The sequence below is a fragment of the Nocardia sp. NPDC005746 genome (assembly GCF_040630785.1).
GTDB lineage: Bacteria > Actinomycetota > Actinomycetes > Mycobacteriales > Mycobacteriaceae > Nocardia.
Window position 1 is genome coordinate 25,320 of record NZ_JBEXYE010000033.1, and the last position, 21,505, is coordinate 46,824.

Consider the following 21,505-nt stretch of genomic DNA (forward strand, 5'->3'; position numbering starts at 1 on the left):
ATGCGCGGCTTCCTCCTGCGACGCGGCGCCCTGCTGCTCGCGACCCTGTTCATCTCCAGCATCGGCGTCTACGCCGCGATGTATCTGGCGCCGGGCGACCCCATCGCGGTGCTGACCGGCGGGCGGCAGATCACCCCGGAGTACCGCGCGGTGCTGACCGAGCGGTATCACCTCGCCGACCCGCTGCCGGTGCGCTATTGGTACTGGCTGACCTCGGCGCTGCACGGCGACCTCGGCTACTCCATCGGTACCCGGCAGGACGTGTCGACGCTCATCGCGCAACGTGCGCCGACCACGTTGCTGCTGGTGGCCTACACGTCGCTGATCATTGTGGTGATCGGTATCGGCATCGGCGTTCTCAGCGCCCTCAAGCCCGGCATCCTGGACACCGCGGCGCTGCTGACCACCACCGTGCTCGCGGCGCTCCCGTCCTTCGTCGCGGCTCTCGCGCTGATCAGTCTGTTCGCCGTGAAGCTGCACTGGTTCCCGGCCCTGGGCGACGGCGTCGGATTCGCCGACCAGATCAAACATCTCACGCTGCCGGCGATCGCGCTGGCGTGCTCGTCGCTGGCGCTGGTCGCCCGCATCACCCGGGCGTCGGTGCGGACCGAATCCGCCCGCGAGCACGTCCGGACCGCTATCAGTCGCGGCCTGCCGGCGCACCACATTCTGCGCCGCCACATTCTGCGCAATGCCGCGATCCCCATCACCACCGTCACCGGCCTGGCCCTGGCGTCGCTGATCGTGCTGGTGTCGATCGTGGAGCAGGCGTTCAACCTCAACGGGCTGGGATCGAGTCTGGTCACGGCCGCACAGAACAAGGATTTCGCAGTGGTCCAAGCCATTTCGCTGCTCATGGTGGTGGCGTTCGTGATCGTCAACAGCGTCGTGGACTTCCTCTACGCGCTGCTCGACCCGCGGGTGAGTCTCGGAACGGCGGCGGCATGACCATCGTCTCCGGGCCCGTGCCCGCCTCGGATGTCAGCCTCCCGACCGGACGCAGGTGGCGGGTTCCCGGCCTGAACGGTGTCGGCTGGATCGGTTACGCGAGCGCGGTGATCATCGTGCTGGCGATCATCGTCGCCGTCTTCGGGCCGCTGCTGGCCCCGTTCCCGCCGAACGAGAGCAACCTCTCGCACGCGTTCGTCGGCGCCACCGGTTCGCACCCGCTGGGTTTCGACTCCCAGGGCCGTGACCTGCTCTCGCGTCTGCTCGTCGGGGCGCGCTCGTCCATGCTGGGCGCGTTCATCGTCACCGCGGTGGCGATCATCGCGGGGACCGCGCTCGCGGTGCTCGCGGCGTGGCGGCGCGGCTGGACCGACAGCGTCATCTCCTCGGGATCCGATCTCGTGTTCGCGTTCCCGGGACTGCTGCTCGCGGTCCTCGGCGCGGCGGTCTTCGGGCCCAGCCAGTGGTCGGCGGCGCTCGCGCTGGCGGTCGCCTACACCCCCTACGTGGCCCGGATCGTGCGCGGCGCGGCCCTGCGCGAACGCTCGCTGCCCTACATCGAGGCGCTCGAGGTGCAGGGGAGCGGCGCCTGGTCCATCGCGATCCGGCACCTGATCCCCAATATCGCGCCCCTGCTCGTCGCGCAGGCCACGATCCTGTTCGGCTGGGCCGCACTGGATCTCGCGGCGGTCTCCTTCCTCGGACTGGGTGTCCAGCCGCCGCAGGCCGACTGGGGCGTCATGGTCTCCGAGGGAGAAACCGGTGTGCTGCAAGGGTTTCCCGCCGAATCGTTCGTCGCGGGCGCCGCGCTGGTCCTGGTCATCGTCTCCTTCAACATCCTCGGTGAACGCCTCAACGACAAGCAGGGCAGGGAACGCTCATGACTACCGCCACCCCCCAGACCGTCCCCGGGTCGCGGGGTCCCGCGGCCACCGGCGCCGACGCGCCGCTGGTCGCGATCGAGGGACTGAATCTGACCCTGGACGTCGGCGGCCGCAAACGCCAAGTCCTGCGCGACATCTCGCTGACCATCGAGCGCGGCGAAGCGCTCGGGCTGGTCGGGGAATCCGGGGCCGGGAAGTCCATGACCCTGCGGACGCTGGCCCGGCTGCTGCCCGACCGGGCCGAGACCACCGGGACCATCCGCTTCGACGGCCAGGACCTGCTCGCCCTGCGCGGTGACGCCCTGCGCCGCAAGCGCGGCGATCTGGCGGTGATCTTCCAGGACCCCCGCGCGTACATCAATCCGGTGCGGCGCATCGGCGACTTCCTGACCGAGCAGTTGCGGACGGTCGGCCGGACCGACCGGCACGAGGCGACCCGGCGCGCGCAGCGCATGCTCTCCGAGGTCGGGATCACCGATACCGCCCGCCGGATGCGGCAGTACCCGGGCGACCTGTCCGGCGGCATGCTGCAACGGGTCATGATCGCCGCCGCCCTGCTCGGCGAACCCAAGCTCATCCTCGCCGACGAGCCCACCACCGCCCTCGACGTGACGACCCAGTCGGAGGTGATGGCGATCCTCGACGAGATGCGCCACGACGCCGGGATGTCGCTGCTGTTCATCACCCACGACCTGGATCTCGCCGCCGCCGTCTGCGACCGCACCGCCGTCATGTACGCGGGCCAGATCGTCGAATCGCAGGAATCGGAAGCGCTGCACCACGATCCGCGACATCCCTACACCGCGGCCCTGGCGGGCGCGCGACCCGACCTCGACCGGCCCCGGACGCGCTTGGCGGCCATCCCCGGACGCCCGATCGGGGCGTGGGAGGCGGAACCGACCTGCGCGTTCGCCGCCCGCTGCCCCTTCCACGTGCCCGGCTGCACCGAATCCGGCCCCGTGCCATTGACCCACGAATCCGGCGTCGCCGTGCGATGCCTGCGCGCCGACGAACTCGGACCGCGGTTGCGAGGAGACACCGAATGAACGAACCGGCACTGCGAGTCTCCGGACTGTGCAAGAACTTCGGCGCCTTCGCCGCGGTCACCGACGTGTCCTTCGAACTGGCCGCCGGGTCCTCGATCGGCATCGTCGGCGAATCGGGCTCGGGCAAGACCACCGTCGCTCGCATGATCATCGGGCTGGAACAGCCCAGCGCCGGCTGCATCGTCTGCTGCGGTGGCGACCGATCCCGGCCGTCGCGCTCCACGCGTGCGCGCCGCGCGAGGGCCCGGGAGGCGCAGATGGTGTTCCAGGACCCGTATACCAGCCTCGATCCCCAGCGCACGGTCCGCCAGACGCTCACCGAGGCCGTGCGCCTGCACACCGGGCACGCCGCCACCGCCGAGCGGGTGCGGCAACTCGCCGATATGGTCGCGCTCGACGCGCGCCTGCTCGCGTCCCTGCCCGCGCACCTGTCGGGCGGCCAACGTCAGCGCGTCGCCATCGCCCGCGCGCTCGCCGCCGATCCCCGGGTGCTGGTACTCGACGAAGCCGTTGCCGCCCTGGATGTCTCGATCCAGGCGCAGATCCTCAACCTGCTCGACGATATCCGGGAGTCCACCGGGATCTCCTACGTGTTCATCACCCACGACCTGGCGGTCGTCCGCCAGATCACCGAGCACTGCATCGTCATGCAGACCGGTCGGATCGTCGAAGCCGGGCCGACGGACGAGCTGCTCCGCGACCCCCGGCACCCGTACACGCGGGCGCTGCTCGACAGTGTCCCGCGGCCGGGATGGCGTCCCCGGCGTCGATCGATCCCGGCCGACACCAACCCCTGAGCTGTACACAACCATCGATCAGCGCACCGACATCCGCCAGGGCGATGCTCCCGCATCCCCTGGCGGACCGGTCTGTGCTCTCGGCCACGGAAGGCGCCGAATTGACAACGCTCGCACCATGATCCCCGCCCACTCCGCGCTTGAAACCCCGCGGAGCGGCACCCGCCGGCGCGCCGGGGGTGTGCGCCCTGGGACCAGAGGTCGCCACCGATGCGGGGATCGAGGATCTCGTCACCAGCGGAATGGATATCGCCCGAATGAACTTCAGCCACGCCGACCACCGGGCCGGCTACGAGCGGGTGCGGGCGGCGGACGCGCGGGCCAGCCGCACGGTCGGGATTCTCGCCGTCGCGACCAACTGGCCCTGACCTGGGGCACAGAGAACTTTCATCCTGCCCGAGGTGCGTTCCACCGACGGCATGATCGCCCGGATCGACGATGCGCTGCCGGCCATGAACCGTTATCGCAGAGGCGATCTGGTGGTCATCGTCGCGGGCACCCCGCCAGGCGCGGTCGGATCGACCAACGCCATCCTTCGGATCGGCGGGTGGGACTACTGAGTTCCTATTCACTCGGGACGGGGGAGCCGGCTTCGGACGGGTAACCGGTGGTCTCGACCGAGTACCCGGTCCGGTAGTCCGGCTCCTCCTCCGCGGCGGGCGGCAGCAGGAAGTAGGTGATCGCGCCGATCAGCGCCGCCAGGATCGCCACGCTCGAGATGACGCCGACGGCTCGGCGCCGCCGTCGGGGTGATGGCACCGGCGCCGCGACCGGCCGGGGTGGCGGGGCGGGCGGACCGAGCCGCGGCGGTGGCGGGAGGATCCGGGTGGCGGGTTGCCGTGCGCCGCTGCCGGATTCGAAGGGCGAGGCGGTGCGGGGAGCGGACTCGACCGCGCGTCTGGCGGCCGCCGCGAGCGCCCCGGCGGTGGGGTAGCGGTGGTCGGGATTCTTCGCGAGCCCGCGCGCGATCACCTCGTCGAGTGCGACGGGAATGCCGGGCCGGGCCGGACTGGGCCGCGGCGGCGGGGTGTGCAGATGCCCGGCCAGCTGCTGTTCCAGACTGTCGCCCGGATAGGGGCGGTTCCCGGTGAGACACTCGTACAGGACGCACGCCAGCGCGTAGACGTCCGAGCGCGCGTCGGCATGGCCGGTGGTGAACCGTTCGGGGGCCATATAGGTGAAGGTGCCGATCGCGTTGCCGACCCCGGTGAGGCCCACCGCTCCGGAGTGGGCGATGCCGAAGTCGATCAGATAGACGAAGTCCCGGCCGTTGATCAGCAGGTTGGATGGTTTGACGTCGCGGTGCACCAGGCCTTCGGCGTGCGCGGCGTCCAGCGCGGCGGCGGCCTGGTCGATGAACGACACCGCCAGCCGGGGCGGCATGGCGCCTCGCTGGGACAGCAGCGTGTGCAGATCGGTGCCGTCGATCAGCCGCATGTCGAGGTACAGGCGGCCGTCGATCTCGCCGAAGTGGTGGATAGGCACGATGTGGGGCTCGCGCAGCCGCGCGGTGGAGTGAGCCTCGCGACGGAATCGCTCCCGGTATTCCGGGTCCGTCGCGAGGCGCTCGTGCAGGACCTTCACCGCGACGACCCGGTCGGTTTCCGTGTCGTAGGCGCGATAGACCCGTCCCATACCGCCTTCACCGATGAGCGATTGCAGGTCGTAGCGGCCGAACGCCGATGTATCCATGCGCCCTACCTCCTTCGACACCGGGCCACGCTATCGACTGAAATTTCAGTCAGTGGCCCAGTGTAGCGGTCCCCCCGATCGCTCATCGAGGTGCGTCAGACCAGACTGTGCTGCGCCACGATGGCGGCGGCCGCCGCCTTGCCCATCCGGACCGCGCCGTCGACGTGCTGGAAGCCGTGGCCGGCCAGGTCCGAGCAGGCGAAGTGCATGGGCCCGATCGGGTCGCGGTGATCGTGGCCGTAGCGGGTCATGCCGCCGAGGTCGAAGCTGACGCCGTAGGCGCCGCGCGTCCATTCCTCGGAGCCCCAATCGGATTCGTAGAAGACGACCGGTTCGGCGGCTTCGGGGCCCAGGTAGCGCACCAGGCAGTCGAGCGCGGCCCGCTTGCGTTCGGCCGGACCCATGGCGAAGTAGGCGTCGGCCTGTTCGTGGGCGATGAAACCGACCATGGCGCCGTTGTCCATGCCGTGGTTGGTGTTGTCGTACACCTCCGAGACCATGTCGGTGTCGCTGAAGCCGGTGCCGGACAAGCCCTTCGCGCGCCAGAACGGGGTCTCGTACACCGCGTGCACCTTCACCACGAAGCCGAACGACATGTGCTGGTACATCTGGTGGCGGCGGCGCGGCAGCGGGGGATCGAAGCTGATACCGGCGTACAGGTTCGGCGGCACCGCCAGTACCAGGCGGTTCGCGCGCACCTCGAGATCGCCGTCGGCGAAGGCGGTCACACCCGTCTCGGACCACTGGATCCGGCGCACCGGCGCACCGAGGTGCAGATCGGCGCCGAGGGGAGCGGCCAGGCGCTGCGACACCTGCTGCATCCCGCCGACCACGCGCTTGTCGAGCATGAAGGTGTCGGTGGCCAGCGAGGTGTAGGACCCCTGCGCGGCGGCCATGTGCAGGGCCTGGAGGGTGGAGAAGGTGTGCGCGGGCTTGGTCAGCATGGCGCCGGCGACGTAGAACGACACCGTCTCGCGGGCGTATTCGTTGTCGGACTGGCGTTCGAGCCAGATGCTGAACGGCACCGAATCCAGCTCCGCCGCTTGCGGATGCGTCCACGGGGCCTCGGCGCCGACCTCGGCCGCCAGCTCGTCGAGCAGCTTGATCAGCCGGTCGATCTCGGCGGCGGTCTCGGGGGCGGCGGGGAAGACGTCGCCGACGAATTGCTGGCGGGTGCCGTCCGCGGCCAGGTAGACCGAGTCGCCGTCGCGGTAGCGGGAGAAGGTCTCCAGCCCGAGTTCGCGCACCAGCGCCAGCGCGGCGGTGTGGTGCGGGGACAGCCACTGGCCGCCGATCTCGATCATGGCGCCGTCGACGTCGCCGGTCCAGGTGCGGCCGCCGACCCGATCGCGGGCCTCCAATACGGCCACCGTGAGGCCGGCCTTCCGTAATTCCGCCGCAGCGGTCAGGCCGGAGGGTCCGGCACCCACGATCACGACGTCACGAGTGATGACAGCCACGAGAGCTCCTTAACCGGTAATTCGAGGACCTCCGGATAGCCCGGAGGTTGCTATTTCAGTATGTGGGCGCGGTCACGATCATGCCCGCGCCGATTCGGCGCACCGGACCGCCCCTCATTCGCCAGGGTGGCGTGACGGTCCGATGTCCGTGCGGGTGAGCCCGCTACCGCCCGGCAGAGACCGGCAGCGGTTCGTTCTGGGTGATGCAGTGGATTCCGCCGCCCCGCGCGAAGATCGGCCGCGCGTCGACGGTGACGATGGTCCGGCCGGGATAGACCTCGGCCAGCACGGACGCGGCCTCGGCATCGTTCGGGTCGTCGAACCCGCACAGGATGACCGCGTCGTTGCAGACGTAGTGATTGATGTAGCTGTAGTCGACGAACCCCTCCGCGTCGCGCAGCGTGCGCGGCGCGGGCAGCGGGACGACCGTGAAAGGCTTTCCGGCGGAAGTCGTCTCGTTCGCGAACTGCTTCATCAGCTCGAGGCTGAGCGCGTGGTCGGGATGTTCGCCGTCGCGCTGATCGTGCACCAGCACCACCCCGGGCGCGGGCAGCGCCGCCACGATGTCGGAATGCCCGCGGGTGCCGAAGCGCTGGGAATCGCGCCACAGCCCGCGCGGCAGCCAGATCGCGGTATCGATGCCGATGGTGCGCCGCAGTTCGGCTTCGACCTCGGCCTTGGACAGGCCCGGATTGCGGAACGGGTCCAACTGCACGGTGTCGGTGAGGATGACCGTGCCCGCGCCGTCGACCTGGATGCCGCCGCCCTCGTTCACCAGCGGCGACTCGACGACCGGGATCCCGGCCGCCGCCGCGACCGCCCGGCCGATCTCGCGGTCGTCGTCCCAGGAGGCCCAATCCTGTTGGCCCCACCCGTTGAACACCCAGTTCACGGCCGCCACCGAACCGTCGTCGGCGTGCACGAAGGTCGGCCCGATATCGCGCATCCAGGCATCGTCGAGCGGCGCGACCACGATGTCTATCGCCGAGGACAGGGTGCGCCGGGCCGTGCCGACGTCGGCCGGATCGACGACCATGGTCACCGGTTCGAACTCGGCCACCGCGTGCGCGACCGCGGTCCAGGCGCTGCGAGCCTCGTCGGTCGCCTCGGGGGTCGCGGTGATCTCCGAACCCTCGGGTGGGAACGCCATCCAGGTGCGGCGGTGCGGCCCGTGCTCGGCGGGCATACGCCAGCTCATCAGGCCCGCCCGAAGGGGTGCTCGGTGTCGACCGGAGCCGTGAGGCGGGCGTAGGTGTCGGGGCGGCGGGTGTCCAGGAATGGGAACAGCGTCAGCCAGTCGGTGCGCTGATCCAGATCCAGATCGGCCACCAGCACGGCGGATTCGTCGCGCGGAGCCTGCACCAGCACCCGGCCGTACGGGTCGGAGATGAACGACGAACCGTAGAAGGTGATCTCGCCTTCGTCGCCGTAACGATTGGGCACCACCATGAAAGTGCCCGCGGTGATGCCGTTTCCGACGATCACGTGCTGCCACAGGGGCTGGGTGTCGAAATCCGGGAAGGTGGGCTCGGAGCCGATGGCGGTCGGATAGACGATGACGTCGGCGCCCGCGAGCGAGTACATGCGGGCGACCTCGGGGAACCACTCGTCCCAGCAGGTCGGCATACCGATGCGCGCCGGGCCGAGATCGGGGTGGCTGTGCGGCCGGTACGCCTCGTCGGTGGCCGGTCCGGCCCGGAAGTAGGTGTCCTCGTAGTAGCCGGCCGACACCGGAATGTGCAGCTTGCGGGTGCGGCCGACCAGTTCGCCGGTGGGGGACACCAGGATCGCGGTGTTGAAGCCGAGCCCGTCACCCTCGTCGGCGCGCTCGTACAGCGAGGCGTGCACGAACACGCCGTGCTCGATGGCGGCCTTGGCCGCGAAGGTGAAGGTCGGACCCGTGGTCAGGTCCTCGGCGTCGGCGCCCGGATTCTCGCCGCCGCGCACGAAGGCGGGGTACTTGCTCAGCGTGACCTCGGGCAGGAAGACCGCCTTGGCGCCCAGCTCGGCGGCGCGCGCGATGCCCTCGTTCAGCTCGGCGATCACGGCCTCGCCGTCGGCCTGCCAGCGGTGCTGGACCAGTGCGACCCGCAGCGGCGGGCGGACCGGATCCTGCACTCGCGCATGCGAAACGGGTGGTTCGAAACAAGTGATGACGTGCATGACAACTCCTGATGGTCGAAAGGGTGCGGCGCGCTAGTGCCCGCTCAGATGGGGTGCGACCGGCTCGGGCATCGGATCGCCCGACACCGCGCGCGGCAAGGTCTTGCCCTGGAAGTACTCCGGCTGACGCCAGCGCTGGATCAGCATGAGCACCGCGCCCAGCGCCAGGATCCCGAAGCCGAGGTAGAACACCAGGCCGATGCCGAGAATCGAAGCGCCGCTGCCGACTTCGGGCTTCAGGCTCTCGCGGACCGAGATGCCGAACACCACCAGCAGCATGGCTCCGCCCAGCAGCGGGAACACGAGCTTGAACACGGTGTCGCGCGCGGAGGCGAACCACCGCTTGCGGAAGTACCAGACCGAGGCGAACGCGGTGATGCCGTAGTACCAGCAGATCATGATGCCGAGGGCGGCGATGGTGTCCAGCAGCACGTGCTCGGACAGCAGCGCGGTGATCGCGTACAGACCGCCCGCCACCACCGCGGCGACCGCCGCGCCGAACCGCGGCACCTGATACACCGGGTGCACCGACGCGAACCGTTCGGGCAGCGCCTTGAACGTGCCCATGGCGAGCATGGCGCGCGCGGCGGGCAGGAAGGTGGCCTGCAGGCTGGCGATGGTGGAGACCAGGACGGCCAGGAACAGCAGCAGTTCACCGGCGCTGCCCATCACCGGTTCGGCGAGCGTGCCGAAGACATTGTTGCGGGCCTTCTCCCCGCCCAGGCCGATGCCGGTGTCGCCGACCCCGGCGTACCACATGAGCGCGACCGCCAGCAGCAGATAGGTGCCCAGCACGGTCAGGATCGACAGCAGTCCGGCGCGGCCGGGCGTGCGCTGAGGGTCCTTGCACTCCTCGCCCAGGGTGAGTGCGGTATCCCAGCCCCAGTACATGAACACCGAGCCGATCAATCCGATCGCGAAGGCGCCCAGGGTGAGTCCGGTCAGCGGGTTGAACCAGTCGAGGCTGAAGCTCAGCCCCGACGGCGTATCGCCGCTGAGGGCCTTGGCCAGGGCGATGCCCGCGAACAGCAGCAGCACGGTCAGCTGGAACCCGACGAGCACGTACTGCACCCGCTCACTGGAACTGATGCCCCGACTGGCCGCCCATCCGGCCGCGGCCAGGAAGACGAGCGTGGTGACGATATTGATCAGCTTGTTCTCACCCAGTGCCGCAATGTATTCCGAGTGCGTCATCCGTCCGATGGTCAGATAGAGGAACTCCGCTCCCACCGCGGCGATATTGGCGAGCACGATGACCACCGCGATCACCGAACCCCAGCCGGCCATCCAGCCGACGTAGGGTCCCAGCGCGCGCGCCGACCAGGTGAAGGAGGCTCCGCAGTCCGGTGTCTCGGTGCTGAACTCGCGATAGGCGAAGGCCGCCAGGAACATCGGAACGAACCCGGCGATCAGCAGGGCGGGCATCTTCAGGCCGACCGCGGCGACGATCAGGCCCACGCTGGCCGTGGTGGTGTAGGCGGGGGCGATGGACGCGATACTCAGGACCGCGCCGGCCAGGGTGCCGACCTTGTCGGTGGCCAATCCCTTACCGCTGGAAGCGGTGTGGTCCTGAGCGGGCTCTGCCGTCTCGGAGGTGTTCTGTACGAGCATCCAAGCTCCTGGTACGGGGTGTGGCGCGGTCGAAGGCCGGGGCCCTCGACCGCACCGCGCCGCGGTGGCGAACCGATCGGCGGCGTCATTGCCGGAGACCGGGTTGGCACCGGATCCGGCGCAGGGGCCGGGGTGCCGGGGAATGACGTCAGCGGGTCAGCGCGACGTATTTGGTGTCGAGGTACTCGTGGATCCCTTCGGACCCGCCCTCACTGCCCAGACCGGACTGCTTCACCCCGCCGAACGGGGCCGCCGGATCGGAGATGACGCCGCGATTCACGCCGACCATCCCGGCCTCGAGCGCGGCGGACACGCGCAGCGCGCGATCCAGATCCTGCGTGTAGAAGTAGGCGGCCAAGCCGTATTCGGTGTCATTGGCCAGGGCCACGACCTCGTCCTCGGTGTCGAAGCCGTAGACGGCGGCGACCGGGCCGAAGATCTCCTCGCGGTGCATGCGCGCGGTGCGCGGCACCTCGTCGAGCACGGTGGGCTGGAAGAACCAGCCCGGCCCGTCGATGATCTGACCGCCGGTGCGGACCACCGCGCCGCCGGCGACGGCGTCGTCGACCAGTGCCGCAACGGTTTTGCGCTGCCGTTCGTTGATCAGCGGGCCGGTGTCGACGCCCGGTGCGTAACCGGGTCCGACGCGGAGCGCGCCGATCTTCTCGGCCAGGCGCGAGGCGAACTCCGCGCGAATCGAGTTGTGCACGTAGATGCGGTTGGCCGCGGTGCACGCCTCGCCGCCGTTGCGCATCTTCGCCGCCATCGCCCCGGCCAGCGCCTGGTCGAGGTCGGCGTCCTCGAACACGATGAACGGGGCGTTGCCGCCCAGCTCCATCGAGGTCCGCAGGACATTGTCGGCGGCCTGACGCAGCAGCAGTTTGCCCACCCGGGTCGAACCGGTGAAGGTCACCTTGCGCAGGCGCGGATCCGCCAGCAGCGGCGCGGTGATGGCCGCGGCATCGCTGCCCGGCAGCACCGACAGCACGCCCGCGGGCAGACCGGCCTCGGCGAAGATCCGCGCCAGGGCCAGCATGGTCAGCGGGGTGTCCTCGGCGGGCTTCACGATGACGGTGCAGCCCGCGGCCAGCGCCGGGGCGATCTTGCGAGCGCCCATGGCCAGCGGGAAGTTCCACGGAGTGATCGCCAGGCAGGGGCCGACCGGCTGCTGGGTGACCAGGATGCGCCCGGTCCCGGCGGGGGATTCGGTGTAGCGGCCGCCGACGCGCACGGCCTCCTCGCTGAACCAGCGCAGGAATTCGCCGCCGTAGGCGACCTCGCCGCGCGCTTCGGCGAGGGTCTTGCCCATTTCCAGGGTCATCAGCAGCGCGATGTCCTCGGTGTGTTCGAGCAGGATCTCCCAGGCGCGGCGCAGGATCATCGAACGTTCCCGCGGAGACGTCGCGGCCCACGCGGACTGGGCCCGGCAGGCCGAGTCGAGGGCGCGCAGGGCGTCCTCGCCGTTCGCGTCGGCGACCTCGGTGAGGACCCCGCCACCGGCCGGATCGTGGACCGCGAAGGTGCGGCCGCCGGCGGCCGGGGCGGACGCCCCGTCGATCCACATCCCGGTGGGGACGCGGGCGCTGATGTTGTCGTATTCCAACATTGTCGTCCCAGCCCCCTATCGGCCCGCGAGATCGGCGATGGCGGTGCACAGCACCGTCAGCGCCTCGTCGAGCAGTTCGTCGCTGATCACCAGCGGCGGCAGCAGTCGAATGACATTGCCGTAGGTGCCGCAGGTCAGGGTGAGCACACCCTGCTCCAGGCAGCGCTTGGCGACGGCGGCGGTCAGTGCCGCATCGGGTTCGGTGGTGCCGGGGCGGACGAACTCGAGCGCCAGCATGGCGCCGCGGCCGCGCACGTCGCCGACGGCCGGAACTTCCCGCGCCAGGGCGTGGAAGCGCGTCAGCGCCGTCTCGCCGATCCGGCGGGCGCGGGCGGGCAGATCGTGGTCCCGGATGGCGTCGATGGCGGCCAGTGCCGCCGCGCAGGCGACCGGGTTGCCGCCGTAGGTGCCGCCCAGGCCGCCCGCGTGCACGGCGTCGAGCAGTTCGGCGCGGCCGGTGATGGCCGAGAGCGGCATACCGCCGGCGATGCCCTTGGCCATGGTGATGATGTCGGGGACCACGCCCTCGTGATCGCAGGCGAACCATTCGCCGGTGCGCGCGAAACCGGTCTGCACCTCGTCGGCGATGAACACCACGCCGTTCGCGCGCGCCCACTCCACCAGCGTCGGCAGGAAACCGGCCGCGGGCACGATGAATCCGCCCTCGCCCTGGATCGGCTCGATGATGATCGCCGCCACCGAATCCGCGCCGATCTGCTTCTCGATCCGGGTGATCGCCTCGCGGGCGGCGGCCGCGCCGTCCTGCCCGCCGTCGCGGAACGGGTAGGACATCGGCATCCGGTACACCTCGGGGGCGAACGGACCGAAATGCGACTTGTAGGGCATGGATTTCGCGGTCAGCGCCATGGTCAGGTTGGTGCGGCCGTGATAGGCGTGGTCGAAGGCGACCACCGCGGTCCGGCCGGTGGCCAGGCGCGCCACCTTGACCGCGTTCTCCACCGCCTCCGCGCCGGAGTTGAACAGGACGCTGCGCTTCTCGTGATCGCCCGGGGTGAGCGCCGAGAGCTGCTCGCACACCTCGATGTACGCCTCGTACGGGGTGACCATGAAGCAGGAGTGCGTGAACCGCTCGACCTGCTCCCGCACCGCCGCGACCACCTTGGGGTGCGAAGCGCCGACATTGGTCACCGCGATACCGGCGGCCAGGTCGATCAGCGAATTGCCGTCGACGTCGACGATGACGCCGCCGTCGGCGTCGGCCGCGTACACCGGCGCGGTGGAACCCACCCCGGCCGCGACGGCGGCCTTGCGGCGGGCGGCCAGCTCCTGCGAGCGAGGGCCCGGTAGGGCGGTGGTCAGCACCCGCTGCTGCGGGAGCCGGTAGGTGATCTCGGTCATCGAAAGTCTTTCTGCGGAAAGGAGTGACAGGTCGGGTGGCGCGGTGGACTCAGTCGTGCGCGCTCATCACGTGCTTGACGCGGGTGTAGTCCTCCACGCCGTAGGCGGAGAGATCCTTGCCGTAGCCGGAGCGCTTGAACCCGCCGTGCGGCATCTCCGCCACCAGCGGGATATGGCAGTTGACCCACACCGCGCCGAAGTCCAGGGCCGCCGAAACGCGCTGTACCACACCGTGATCGCGGGTCCACACGCTCGAGGCCAGGCCGTAGACGACGTCATTGGCGAGCCGCACGGCGGCGGCCTCGTCGGCGAAGGTCTGCACGGTGATGACCGGGCCGAAGATCTCCTCCTGCACGATCGGATCGTCCTGGCGCACACCGGTGATGACGGTCGGGGCGAGGTAGAAGCCGCGCTCGCCGACCCGCTCACCGCCGGTGGCGACGCTGGCGTGCGCGGGCAGCGCCGCGATCTTGCCGATGACGGACTCGAAGTGCCGGATGTTGTTGAGCGGGCCGTAGGCGGCGTCGGGGTCGTCGGGCAGGCCCGGCTTCACCGTCCGCGCCTTCTTCACCAGCGCCTCGACGAAGTCGTCGTGCACCGACTCGTGCACCAGCACCCGGGTGGCGGCGGTGCAGTCCTGACCGGCGTTGAAGAAGGCCGCGTCGCCGATGCGGTCGGCGGCCAGCGCCAGATCGGCGTCGCCGAAGATCATCACCGGCGCGTTGCCGCCGAGTTCGAGGTGCGCGCGCTTGACCTGCGCGGCGGCGGCCTCGGCCACCGCGATGCCCGCCCGCACCGAACCGGTGATCGCCACCATGTCCAGGTCGGGGTGGCTCACCAGGGTCGCGCCGGTGCTCGCGGTGCCCAGCACCACATTGAGCACGCCGTCGGGCAGGATGCCGTGCGACAGCTCGGCCAGCAGCAGGGTGCTGCCCGGGGTGGTGTCACTGGGCTTGAGCACCACCGTGTTCCCGGTCGCCAGGGCCGGGCCGATCTTCCAGATGGCCATCATCAGCGGGTAGTTCCACGGGGTCACCTGGCCGATCACGCCGATCGGCTCCCGGCGCACATATGAGGTGAACCCGGACATGTACTCGCCGGCCGACTTGCCCTCCAGCATGCGCGCGGCGCCCGCGAAGAAGCGCAGGTGATCGGCGCCGGCGGCGACCTCCTCGGAGGCGACCAGATGTTTGGGCTGGCCGGTATCGCGGCACTGCGCCTCGACGAGGGCGTCGGAGTTGGCCTCGATGGCGTCGGCCAACTTCAGCAGCGCGGCCTGACGCTGACTCGGGGTGGTCGCCTTCCAGGCGGGGAGGGCGCGGGTGGCGGCGGCGACGGCGGCGTCGATATCGGCCCGGCCGGAGATCGGGCTGAGGCCGGTCACCGCTTCGTCCACGGGGCTGATCAGTTCGAACGACTCCGACGTGGTGGCGGGCACCAGCCGGCCATCGATGTAGTTGCGGAGCAGCTCAGTCGTCATGTGTGTGCCCGATCTCGTTCGAAAGTGCGTTCTGTGGGGTTGCCAGTTAGTGTGCTGCGCAACACACCCCTGCGTCACCTGCCGGATCGGCGTGGGAGAAGAATTCGGTTTCGACAGATCGTCCAGATTGCTATGGGAGCGCTGTGAACGCGGGAATACCTGTCCGATGGGTCCTGTCCCAACCTGAGCTGGGCCTCGTGCTCAAGGGCGGCGCGAGCGGGCTCGGACGGGCCATCACCCTCGTCCTGACCTCTGAGCTGACCGAACCCCAGCAATGGCTGTCCGGGGGCGAGCTGGTGCTGACCACCGGCATGGGTTTGCCGCTCAGTCGCGCCGACCGGTCGCGGTATCTCGAGGACCTCGGGGCGGCCGGGGTGGCGGGCGTCGGATTCGGCATCGGGCTCTCGCACGAGACGGTGCCCGCGGATCTGGTCGAGGCCGCTGACCGGCTCGGGCTGCCGCTGTTCGAGGTGCCGCTGCCGACCCCGTTCGCGGCCATCACCAAGAAGGTCATGCAGCGGCTCGCCGAGCAGGAGTACGAAAAGGTGCTGCGCGCCTCGCGGGCGCAGCCGCGCATGACGCGGGCGGCCGTGCAGGGCGTGCGCGCGGTCATCAAGGAGCTGTCGGTGGCGCTGTCGGCGACGGTGCTCGTGGTCGGCGGCGACGGCGTCGTGACCGAGGCGCATCCGCGGTCGCCCGCCGCCGAGACCCTCGACCGCATCGGGGAGTTCATCGCCGCGCACGGCGAGAGCGCGGGCAGCGGCGTCATCCAGGTGTCGTCGGGGCAGTACATCGTGCTGCAGGCCATCAGTGCCGGGCAGACCGTGCACGGGCACCTCGCGGTCGTCACCGCCACCGCACTCGGTCCGGTCGATCAGGTGCTGCTCGGTCACGCCAGCTCGCTGCTCGCCCTCGACTTCGAGAAGCCGGCCCGGTTGCGAATGGCCCAGAACCACTTGAACTCTCAAGCCATCGCCATGCTGCTGCAACAGCCGGGCGACCCCGACAGCATGTGGCAGCACCTGACCGCGGCCGCCGACCGCACCGGCCGCATCCGCGCCCTGGTGCTGTGGTGCCCCGGGCCCGAGGCCGCGGCGGTCGCCCTCGACGCGATCGACGCGCGGCTGCGCCTGCTCAACCGGCAGCTGTTCGCGCACGTCACGGGCGACCACGCCGCGGTCCTGCTCCGCGGCTCCGACACCGACGAGGTCGCCGAGCAACTCCTGGCCGATCTGCCCGCCGATGTGCGCGCCACCGTGCGCGCGGGGCTGAGCTCCCCGCATCCGCTGCGCCGCTTCAGTGCGGCTGTCGACAATGCCGAGCTGGCCGCCTCGGCGGCGGCGCCCGGGGCCCGCCCGCTGGAGCTGGCGGCGCTGGCGGGCCATGCGCTGCTGGCCTTTCCGGAGGCCCAGCGGGTGCTGAGCGCGGTGTCGGAGGCCATGCTGCAGCCGCTGATCGACTACGACGACCGGCACGGCACCGATCTCATCGGCTCACTGCGCGCCTACCTCGAGGCCCACGGCCAGTGGGAGACCGCCGCCACCGCGCTCGGCGTGCACCGCCACACCCTGCGCAGCCGCGTGGCCAGGATCGAATCGATCCTGGGCTGCAAGCTCGATCAGGCGCTGGTTCGCGCCGAACTGCTGCTGGCCGTCGTGGCCCGCCGCTGATCGGTGGTGTGGCGGCTACTCGTTGCCGAGGGCGGCGGTCGCGAGTTCGGCGTTGACGACGCAGAGCCGGGCGAGATCGACCGTGCCCGAACGGCGCAGGCGCGCGACCAGCTCCACCAGCCGCAGCGCGGCCGGCGAGGACTTCCACGCGGCGACGTGGTCGCGGGCCGAATCGGCGGGGGAGGCCCAGGACAGGACCGCCGCCGCGAGCGCGTGCCAGCGGGCTTGGAGTTCATCGGCCAGCACCGCGGCGGCCAGCGTCTCCCAGTGGTCGGAGGTGCGGGTGGCCGCGAAGGTCGTGGCCAGCCAGTCCAGGCCGATCAATTCGCCGAGCTCGCGGTAGGTCTGGCTGACCAGCGTGACCGGCAGCCCGGTGCGGCGGGCGGTCGCGCTCAGCGGCAGGGCCTGGGCGAGTAGGCGCAGGTTGGCCAGATCCCGCCCGGGATAGCCGCCGGGGCGTGGTAGGACCGTCATCAGTTCGGCGACAACCGGTGCGTGGCAGTCGATCTCGGCGGACCAGGTGGCCGCGCTGCGATGGGTGAGCAGCCAGGCGGTGGCCTGTTCGACCGCGTCCTGAATGCCCTTGAGGATGCCCATCCGAATCTGCGGGGAGACGCCCGGCAATGCCAGTGCCTCACGCCACCACCGGTCCACGTCCAGGACGGCGTCGACGACGGCGCAGGCCAGCACGATCTGCGGGGTGCCCGCGCCCAGCCGCTCCTCGAGCCGGTGGATCATGCCGGGGCCGACCCGATTGATCACCTGGTTGGCCGCGGCCACCGCGATGATCTCGCGGGCCACCGGATGCTCGCCCAGCAGCCGCTCGCCCAGCAGGTCCCGGATGCGGTCGGGGAAGTAGCTCGCCAGCGCGCCGGTCACCACCGGGTCGGTCGGCGCGTCCGAGGCCAGCAGTTCCTCGCGGACCAGGTTCTTGGCGGTGGCCAGCAATACCGCGATCTCCGGGCGCACCAGGCCCTTGCCCGCGCGGCGGCGCGCCGCGAGATCGGCCGGGGTGGGCAGGAATTCGGCGGCTCGGTCGAGTTCGGTCGCGTGCTCGAGGTTCTCGATCAGGCGGCCGTGCCGGTCGATGAGGAAGGGGGCGTGCGTCTCGGCGAGGCTGATGGCCAGTGCCTGTCGATCGCAGTCGGCGAGCACGGCGCGGGCCACGGCGTCGGCCTCCGCGGCCAGTAGCCGATTGCGTTCGTCGACGGTCGACAGTCCCGCTGCCACCGCGGAATCCAGCGCGATCTTGAGGTTCACCTCGCGGTCGGAGGTGGCCACGCCGGCGGCGTTGTCGATGAAGTCGGCGTTGACCTTGCCGCCGGCGACGGCGAATTCGATGCGGGCCTGCTGGGTGAGCCCCAGATTGCCGCCCTCGCCGATGACCCGGCAGCGCAGTCGATCCGCGGTGATCCGCACCTCGTCGTTGGACGGGTCGGCCACGTCGGCGTCCTGTTCGTCCCGGGCCCGCACGTAGGTGCCGATGCCGCCGTTGAACAGCAGGTCCACCTCCGCGCCGAGCATGGCCCGGATCAGCTCGGGTGCGGGTAGTTCGGCGGCGGTGACGCCCAGCCGCGCCCGCACCTCCGGTGCGAGCGGCACCGATTTCGCGGTGCGCGGCCACACGCCGCCGCCCGCGGAGATCAGCGCCGGGTCGTAGTCGGCCCAGCTGCTGCGCTCCAATCCGGCCAGCCGGGTGCGTTCCTGGTGCGAGAGCACCGGATCCGGGTCGGGGTCCAGGAAGATGTGCCGGTGGTCGAAGGCGGCCACCAGGCGGATGCGGTCGGTCTCGAGCATGCCGTTGCCGAAGACGTCGCCCGACATGTCGCCGATACCGGTGACCGTGAAGGGCTGGGTATCGGGATCGATGCCGAGTTCGGCGAAATGCTGCCGAATCGAGCGCCACGCGCCGCGCGCGGTGATGCCCAGCGCCTTGTGGTCGTAGCCGGTCGAGCCGCCCGAGGCGAAGGCGTCGCCGAGCCAGAAACCACGTGCCACCGCAATGGAATTGGCCAGATCCGAGAAGCGGGCGGTGCCCTTGTCGGCGGCCACCACCAGATACGAATCCGGGTCGTCGTAGACGACGGTGTGCGCGGGCGTGGTGATGACGCCGTCCACGACATTGTCGGTGACGTCGAGCAGGCCGCCGATGAAGGCCGCGTACGCGAATTCCGCCGAGGCCGGATCGGTGCGGCCGCCCCGCACGACGAACGCGCCCTTGGCGCCCATCGGGACGATCACCGAGTTCTTCACCGTCTGGGTCTTCATCAGGCCCAGCACCTCGGTGCGGAAGTCGTCGACGCGATCCGACCAGCGCAGACCGCCGCGCGCGATCACGCCGCCGCGCACGTGACTGCCCTCGACCCGGGTGGAGTGCACGAAGATCTCGCGGTAGGGCGTGATCGGCGTGGACAGCGACAACCGCGCGGGATCGATCTTGAACGCGGCGACCGCCCGGTCCGGCTGGAACCAGTTGGTGCGCAAGACCGCGGTGCAGAAGGTGTACAGCCCGCGCAGCAGCTGATCCTCGGGCAGGGTGGTGGCCGACTCCAGGCGGTGCTTGGCCTCGGCGTCGGCATCGGCTGCCGCGGTGGCGCGATCCGGGTGCTCGGGATCGAAGCGCGCGTGGAACAGCGCGACGAACGCGCGCACGAAATCCGGATGAGCGGTGAGGATTTCGGCGATCCGGGGCTCGCTCATGCGCAGCCCTGCCTGCCGCAGATACCGGCAGGCGGCCCGCACCAGGATCGCGTCCTGCCAGGCCAGGCCCGCGGTGGCGATCAGACCGGTGAAGCCGTCGATCTCCAGCGTGCCCGCGGTGGCGGCGGTGAACGCCTCCGCGAGCAGCTCGGCCGTCGGCTCGCTCAGCCCGAAGGCCGTGGGCCGGAAGGTGAATCGATGCTCGGTGCACAGCCCCTCCACGCTCACCTCGTGGGTGGTGACGTGCAGGCCCAGGGCCGAGAAGATCTCGATCAGCTCGGTCAATGACGCCGGGGCGCCGGGCCAGGTCAGCCTCGCACGGGGCGGCAGCGAATCGGGATCGAAGCGGAGGCGGGGGGCGGCCTCCGTCCGATCCTCGTCCAGCGTGCCGACGGCTCCGAGATGCATCTGCTCAACTCCCTGCGCGTGACCTGTGATGTCGCAGTAAATTTGCCGCAAAGAGAGCCTCGACACAGTCGACAATGCGGCGCGGTCGGCGAGGCCCGGCACTCCGGTTCGTCCAGTGCCGGACCGGAGGGCGCGTCCCCGCGCGCTCCCGGGCCGATCAGCGCGGATGCGCTGAACTCGACCCGCCCTGTTCGAGCTCGGATCGGGGCCGGTTACGGCGTCCGCCGATGCCCGCATCGCGTCCCCAGCCGGTGACGCGCCGTTCCAGCGGTCGGAGCCGCTCGAGCAGGATGGTCTTCAACTGTTCGGGCGCGCCGGGCCGCTGCGGATCCACGTCGTCGACGGCGAGGGAGATGGCGGCCGGTTCGGCGAGCAGACCGTCGCGCCGGCCGGGCAGCTTGACGCGATCCTGCGGATCGATGCGCGGATCCGATGGCAGTTCGGCGTATTTGGCGTGGATGGCAGCGTCGACCCCGTCGATGTCCTTACGCAGGTACTCGCGCAGGCCGCCCGGTTCTGTTGCATGATCACGATCTCGTTGATCGACGGAATCTGCGTGACCTCGTGGATCAGATCCGCGAGCTGCTCGTTCACCCGCGGCCACGCCACGAAGTCGCCGGCATCGAAGGCGACTCGGCCCGCTGCCTCTAGCGGCGGAGCTCGGACTCCGACCAGCCGTTCTCGTGCATGTGCGCGAGGGCGGCGGCCACCGGCTCCATGAGCGTCTCGGCCACCTCCAGCCCCGCCGCCTCGCCCGCCTTGGTGGCCTGGGTCTTGGCGCTGGTCTCGAACTACGCGGGCACGGTGATGACGGCCCGCTCGATCGGCACGCCCAGCGTCGCCTAGGCGGTCTGCTTCAGGTGCCGCAGCAGGGGGACCGACGCCTGCAATGGGATTAGGACCGCGTGGCCCGCGGTGACCGGCCGATCGGTGCCCATGCTCCGCTTGAAGAACCTAGCCGGCGGCGTACCCCGTTGGCGTGCCTTGCGTTTGGCGAGCGCGCCGACCAGCGCGGTGCCGTCGGCCGCGATCCAGACCGCCGACGGCGTTGTCAGCGACGGGTCAGGATTCGCCACGATGAGCGCGTTGTCGTGCACCGCAATCGGTTCGGCTCGGGGTTGCGGTTGCGCTGGAGGCAACTCGCCGCGCACGGGTTCCGGCTCAGGTTCCGACTCACCCCTGCCTCCGCCACCGCGTGTCTATCGCCACTTCAACGCAGCATCCCCCGCCGGGTTTCGCAGATCGCTTGCACGGGAACATAACCCGGACACGGCCCCGCTCAAACCAGAGGATAGCCGCCGCAGAGTTTGACGGCGATGTATTGGGCTTGCCACATACCGCCGAGCCCGGGTGGAATTCACTTCCCCATGGTGAGGTCGCGGCGCAGCACCTTGCCGGTGGCGTTGCGCGGCAGCGGATCCGCGGTGACCAGCCAGCGGGCGGGCACCTTGAAGTAGGCCAGTTGCCTGGCCACGTGGTCGCGCAGCTCGTCCTCGGTCAGGGTCTGCGGATCGTCGACCACGACGATGGCGGCCACCTCCTGGCCGAGGTCTTCGTGCGGGATGCCGATCACGGCCGACTCGCGCACCAGCGGGTGCTCGTCGAGGACGTTCTCGATCTCCTGCGGGTAGACGTTCTCGCCGCCGCGCAGGATGAGATCCGAACGGCGGCCGGAGATGTA

18 protein-coding genes and 2 pseudogenes are annotated in these 21,505 nt (G+C 70.3%); 8 read left to right on the forward strand and 12 right to left on the reverse strand.

From position 1 onward, the window contains the following. From ABZ412_RS34480 to ABZ412_RS34505, 6 genes and pseudogenes are all read left to right on the forward strand, one after another. Window positions 1-948, forward strand: a complete 948-nt coding sequence (locus ABZ412_RS34480; protein WP_357289082.1) for an ABC transporter permease — start codon at window positions 1-3, stop codon at window positions 946-948. Continuing rightward, window positions 945-1,832: an ABC transporter permease gene (locus ABZ412_RS34485; protein ID WP_357289085.1), complete on the forward strand. Its 888-nt coding sequence runs from the start codon at window positions 945-947 to the stop codon at window positions 1,830-1,832. Before ABZ412_RS34480 ends, ABZ412_RS34485 begins: the two co-directional genes overlap by 4 nt. Beyond that, entirely contained in the window at window positions 1,829-2,878 is a 1,050-nt protein-coding gene (locus ABZ412_RS34490) for an ABC transporter ATP-binding protein (protein WP_357289088.1), read from the forward strand. Before ABZ412_RS34485 ends, ABZ412_RS34490 begins: the two co-directional genes overlap by 4 nt. Then, complete coding sequence (locus ABZ412_RS34495; RefSeq protein WP_357289090.1) at window positions 2,875-3,675, forward strand: ATP-binding cassette domain-containing protein; 801 nt, start codon at window positions 2,875-2,877, stop codon at window positions 3,673-3,675. The genes ABZ412_RS34490 and ABZ412_RS34495 overlap by 4 nt, the downstream gene beginning before the upstream one ends. 140 nt (window positions 3,676-3,815) lie before the next feature. Beyond that, on the forward strand, window positions 3,816-4,043 hold the full coding sequence (locus tag ABZ412_RS34500) for a pyruvate kinase (protein ID WP_357289092.1): 228 nt from the start codon (window positions 3,816-3,818) through the stop codon (window positions 4,041-4,043). 15 nt (window positions 4,044-4,058) lie between these two features. After that, window positions 4,059-4,235 (forward strand): annotated as a pseudogene (locus ABZ412_RS34505) (pyruvate kinase); the annotation flags it as partial. Window positions 4,236-4,239: 4 nt separating this feature from the next. Here the strand turns inward: ABZ412_RS34505 and ABZ412_RS34510 are convergent. The 8 genes from ABZ412_RS34510 to ABZ412_RS34545 form a co-directional block, all read right to left on the reverse strand. After that, entirely contained in the window at window positions 4,240-5,367 is a 1,128-nt protein-coding gene (locus tag ABZ412_RS34510; protein WP_357289095.1) for a serine/threonine-protein kinase, read from the reverse strand. A 95-nt stretch (window positions 5,368-5,462) separates the two neighbouring features. After that, the gene (locus ABZ412_RS34515; RefSeq protein ID WP_357289097.1) at window positions 5,463-6,827 is read right to left on the reverse strand and encodes an NAD(P)/FAD-dependent oxidoreductase; all 1,365 of its coding nucleotides are present in this window, start codon (window positions 6,825-6,827) and stop codon (window positions 5,463-5,465) included. A gap of 163 nt (window positions 6,828-6,990) precedes the next feature. Then, window positions 6,991-8,025, reverse strand: a complete 1,035-nt coding sequence (locus ABZ412_RS34520; protein WP_357289100.1) for an agmatine deiminase family protein — start codon at window positions 8,023-8,025, stop codon at window positions 6,991-6,993. Next, window positions 8,025-8,990, reverse strand: coding sequence for a nitrilase-related carbon-nitrogen hydrolase (locus ABZ412_RS34525; RefSeq protein ID WP_357289103.1), 966 nt, complete (start codon window positions 8,988-8,990; stop codon window positions 8,025-8,027). The genes ABZ412_RS34520 and ABZ412_RS34525 overlap by 1 nt, the downstream gene beginning before the upstream one ends. Window positions 8,991-9,023: 33 nt before the next feature. After that, on the reverse strand, window positions 9,024-10,601 hold the full coding sequence (locus tag ABZ412_RS34530) for an APC family permease (protein ID WP_357289106.1): 1,578 nt from the start codon (window positions 10,599-10,601) through the stop codon (window positions 9,024-9,026). Window positions 10,602-10,749: 148 nt separating this feature from the next. Then, complete coding sequence (locus ABZ412_RS34535) at window positions 10,750-12,207, reverse strand: NAD-dependent succinate-semialdehyde dehydrogenase (protein ID WP_357289109.1); 1,458 nt, start codon at window positions 12,205-12,207, stop codon at window positions 10,750-10,752. A gap of 15 nt (window positions 12,208-12,222) precedes the next feature. Continuing rightward, window positions 12,223-13,566: a 4-aminobutyrate--2-oxoglutarate transaminase gene (gene gabT, locus ABZ412_RS34540; protein WP_357289112.1), complete on the reverse strand. Its 1,344-nt coding sequence runs from the start codon at window positions 13,564-13,566 to the stop codon at window positions 12,223-12,225. A 49-nt stretch (window positions 13,567-13,615) separates the two neighbouring features. Then, window positions 13,616-15,046 (reverse strand): aminobutyraldehyde dehydrogenase, encoded by a 1,431-nt coding sequence (locus ABZ412_RS34545; protein ID WP_357289114.1) that lies wholly within the window; start codon window positions 15,044-15,046, stop codon window positions 13,616-13,618. Window positions 15,047-15,189: 143 nt separating this feature from the next. On the opposite strand from ABZ412_RS34545, the gene ABZ412_RS34550 reads away from it, so the two are divergent. Beyond that, window positions 15,190-16,716, forward strand: coding sequence for a PucR family transcriptional regulator (locus ABZ412_RS34550; RefSeq protein ID WP_357289117.1), 1,527 nt, complete (start codon window positions 15,190-15,192; stop codon window positions 16,714-16,716). 15 nt (window positions 16,717-16,731) lie between these two features. On the opposite strand, the gene ABZ412_RS34555 is transcribed toward ABZ412_RS34550, so the two are convergent. Both ABZ412_RS34555 and ABZ412_RS34560 read right to left on the reverse strand, forming a co-directional pair. Next, window positions 16,732-19,824, reverse strand: a complete 3,093-nt coding sequence (locus ABZ412_RS34555) for an NAD-glutamate dehydrogenase domain-containing protein (RefSeq protein ID WP_357289118.1) — start codon at window positions 19,822-19,824, stop codon at window positions 16,732-16,734. Between the two features lie 157 nt (window positions 19,825-19,981). Next, window positions 19,982-20,428 (reverse strand): hypothetical protein, encoded by a 447-nt coding sequence (locus ABZ412_RS34560; RefSeq protein ID WP_357289121.1) that lies wholly within the window; start codon window positions 20,426-20,428, stop codon window positions 19,982-19,984. Window positions 20,429-20,511: 83 nt separating this feature from the next. Here ABZ412_RS34560 and ABZ412_RS34565 point away from each other — a divergent pair, with 83 nt between their 5' ends. After that, window positions 20,512-20,670: a hypothetical protein gene (locus tag ABZ412_RS34565; RefSeq protein ID WP_357289123.1), complete on the forward strand. Its 159-nt coding sequence runs from the start codon at window positions 20,512-20,514 to the stop codon at window positions 20,668-20,670. Here ABZ412_RS34565 and ABZ412_RS34570 read toward each other — a convergent pair. Further along, a complete protein-coding gene (locus ABZ412_RS34570) occupies window positions 20,667-20,921 on the reverse strand; it encodes a hypothetical protein (protein WP_357289126.1) in 255 nt (84 codons plus the stop codon). The two genes, ABZ412_RS34565 and ABZ412_RS34570, sit on opposite strands and share 4 nt — an antisense overlap. Window positions 20,922-21,181: 260 nt before the next feature. Next, window positions 21,182-21,505, reverse strand: a pseudogene (locus ABZ412_RS34575) (long-chain fatty acid--CoA ligase); the annotation flags it as partial.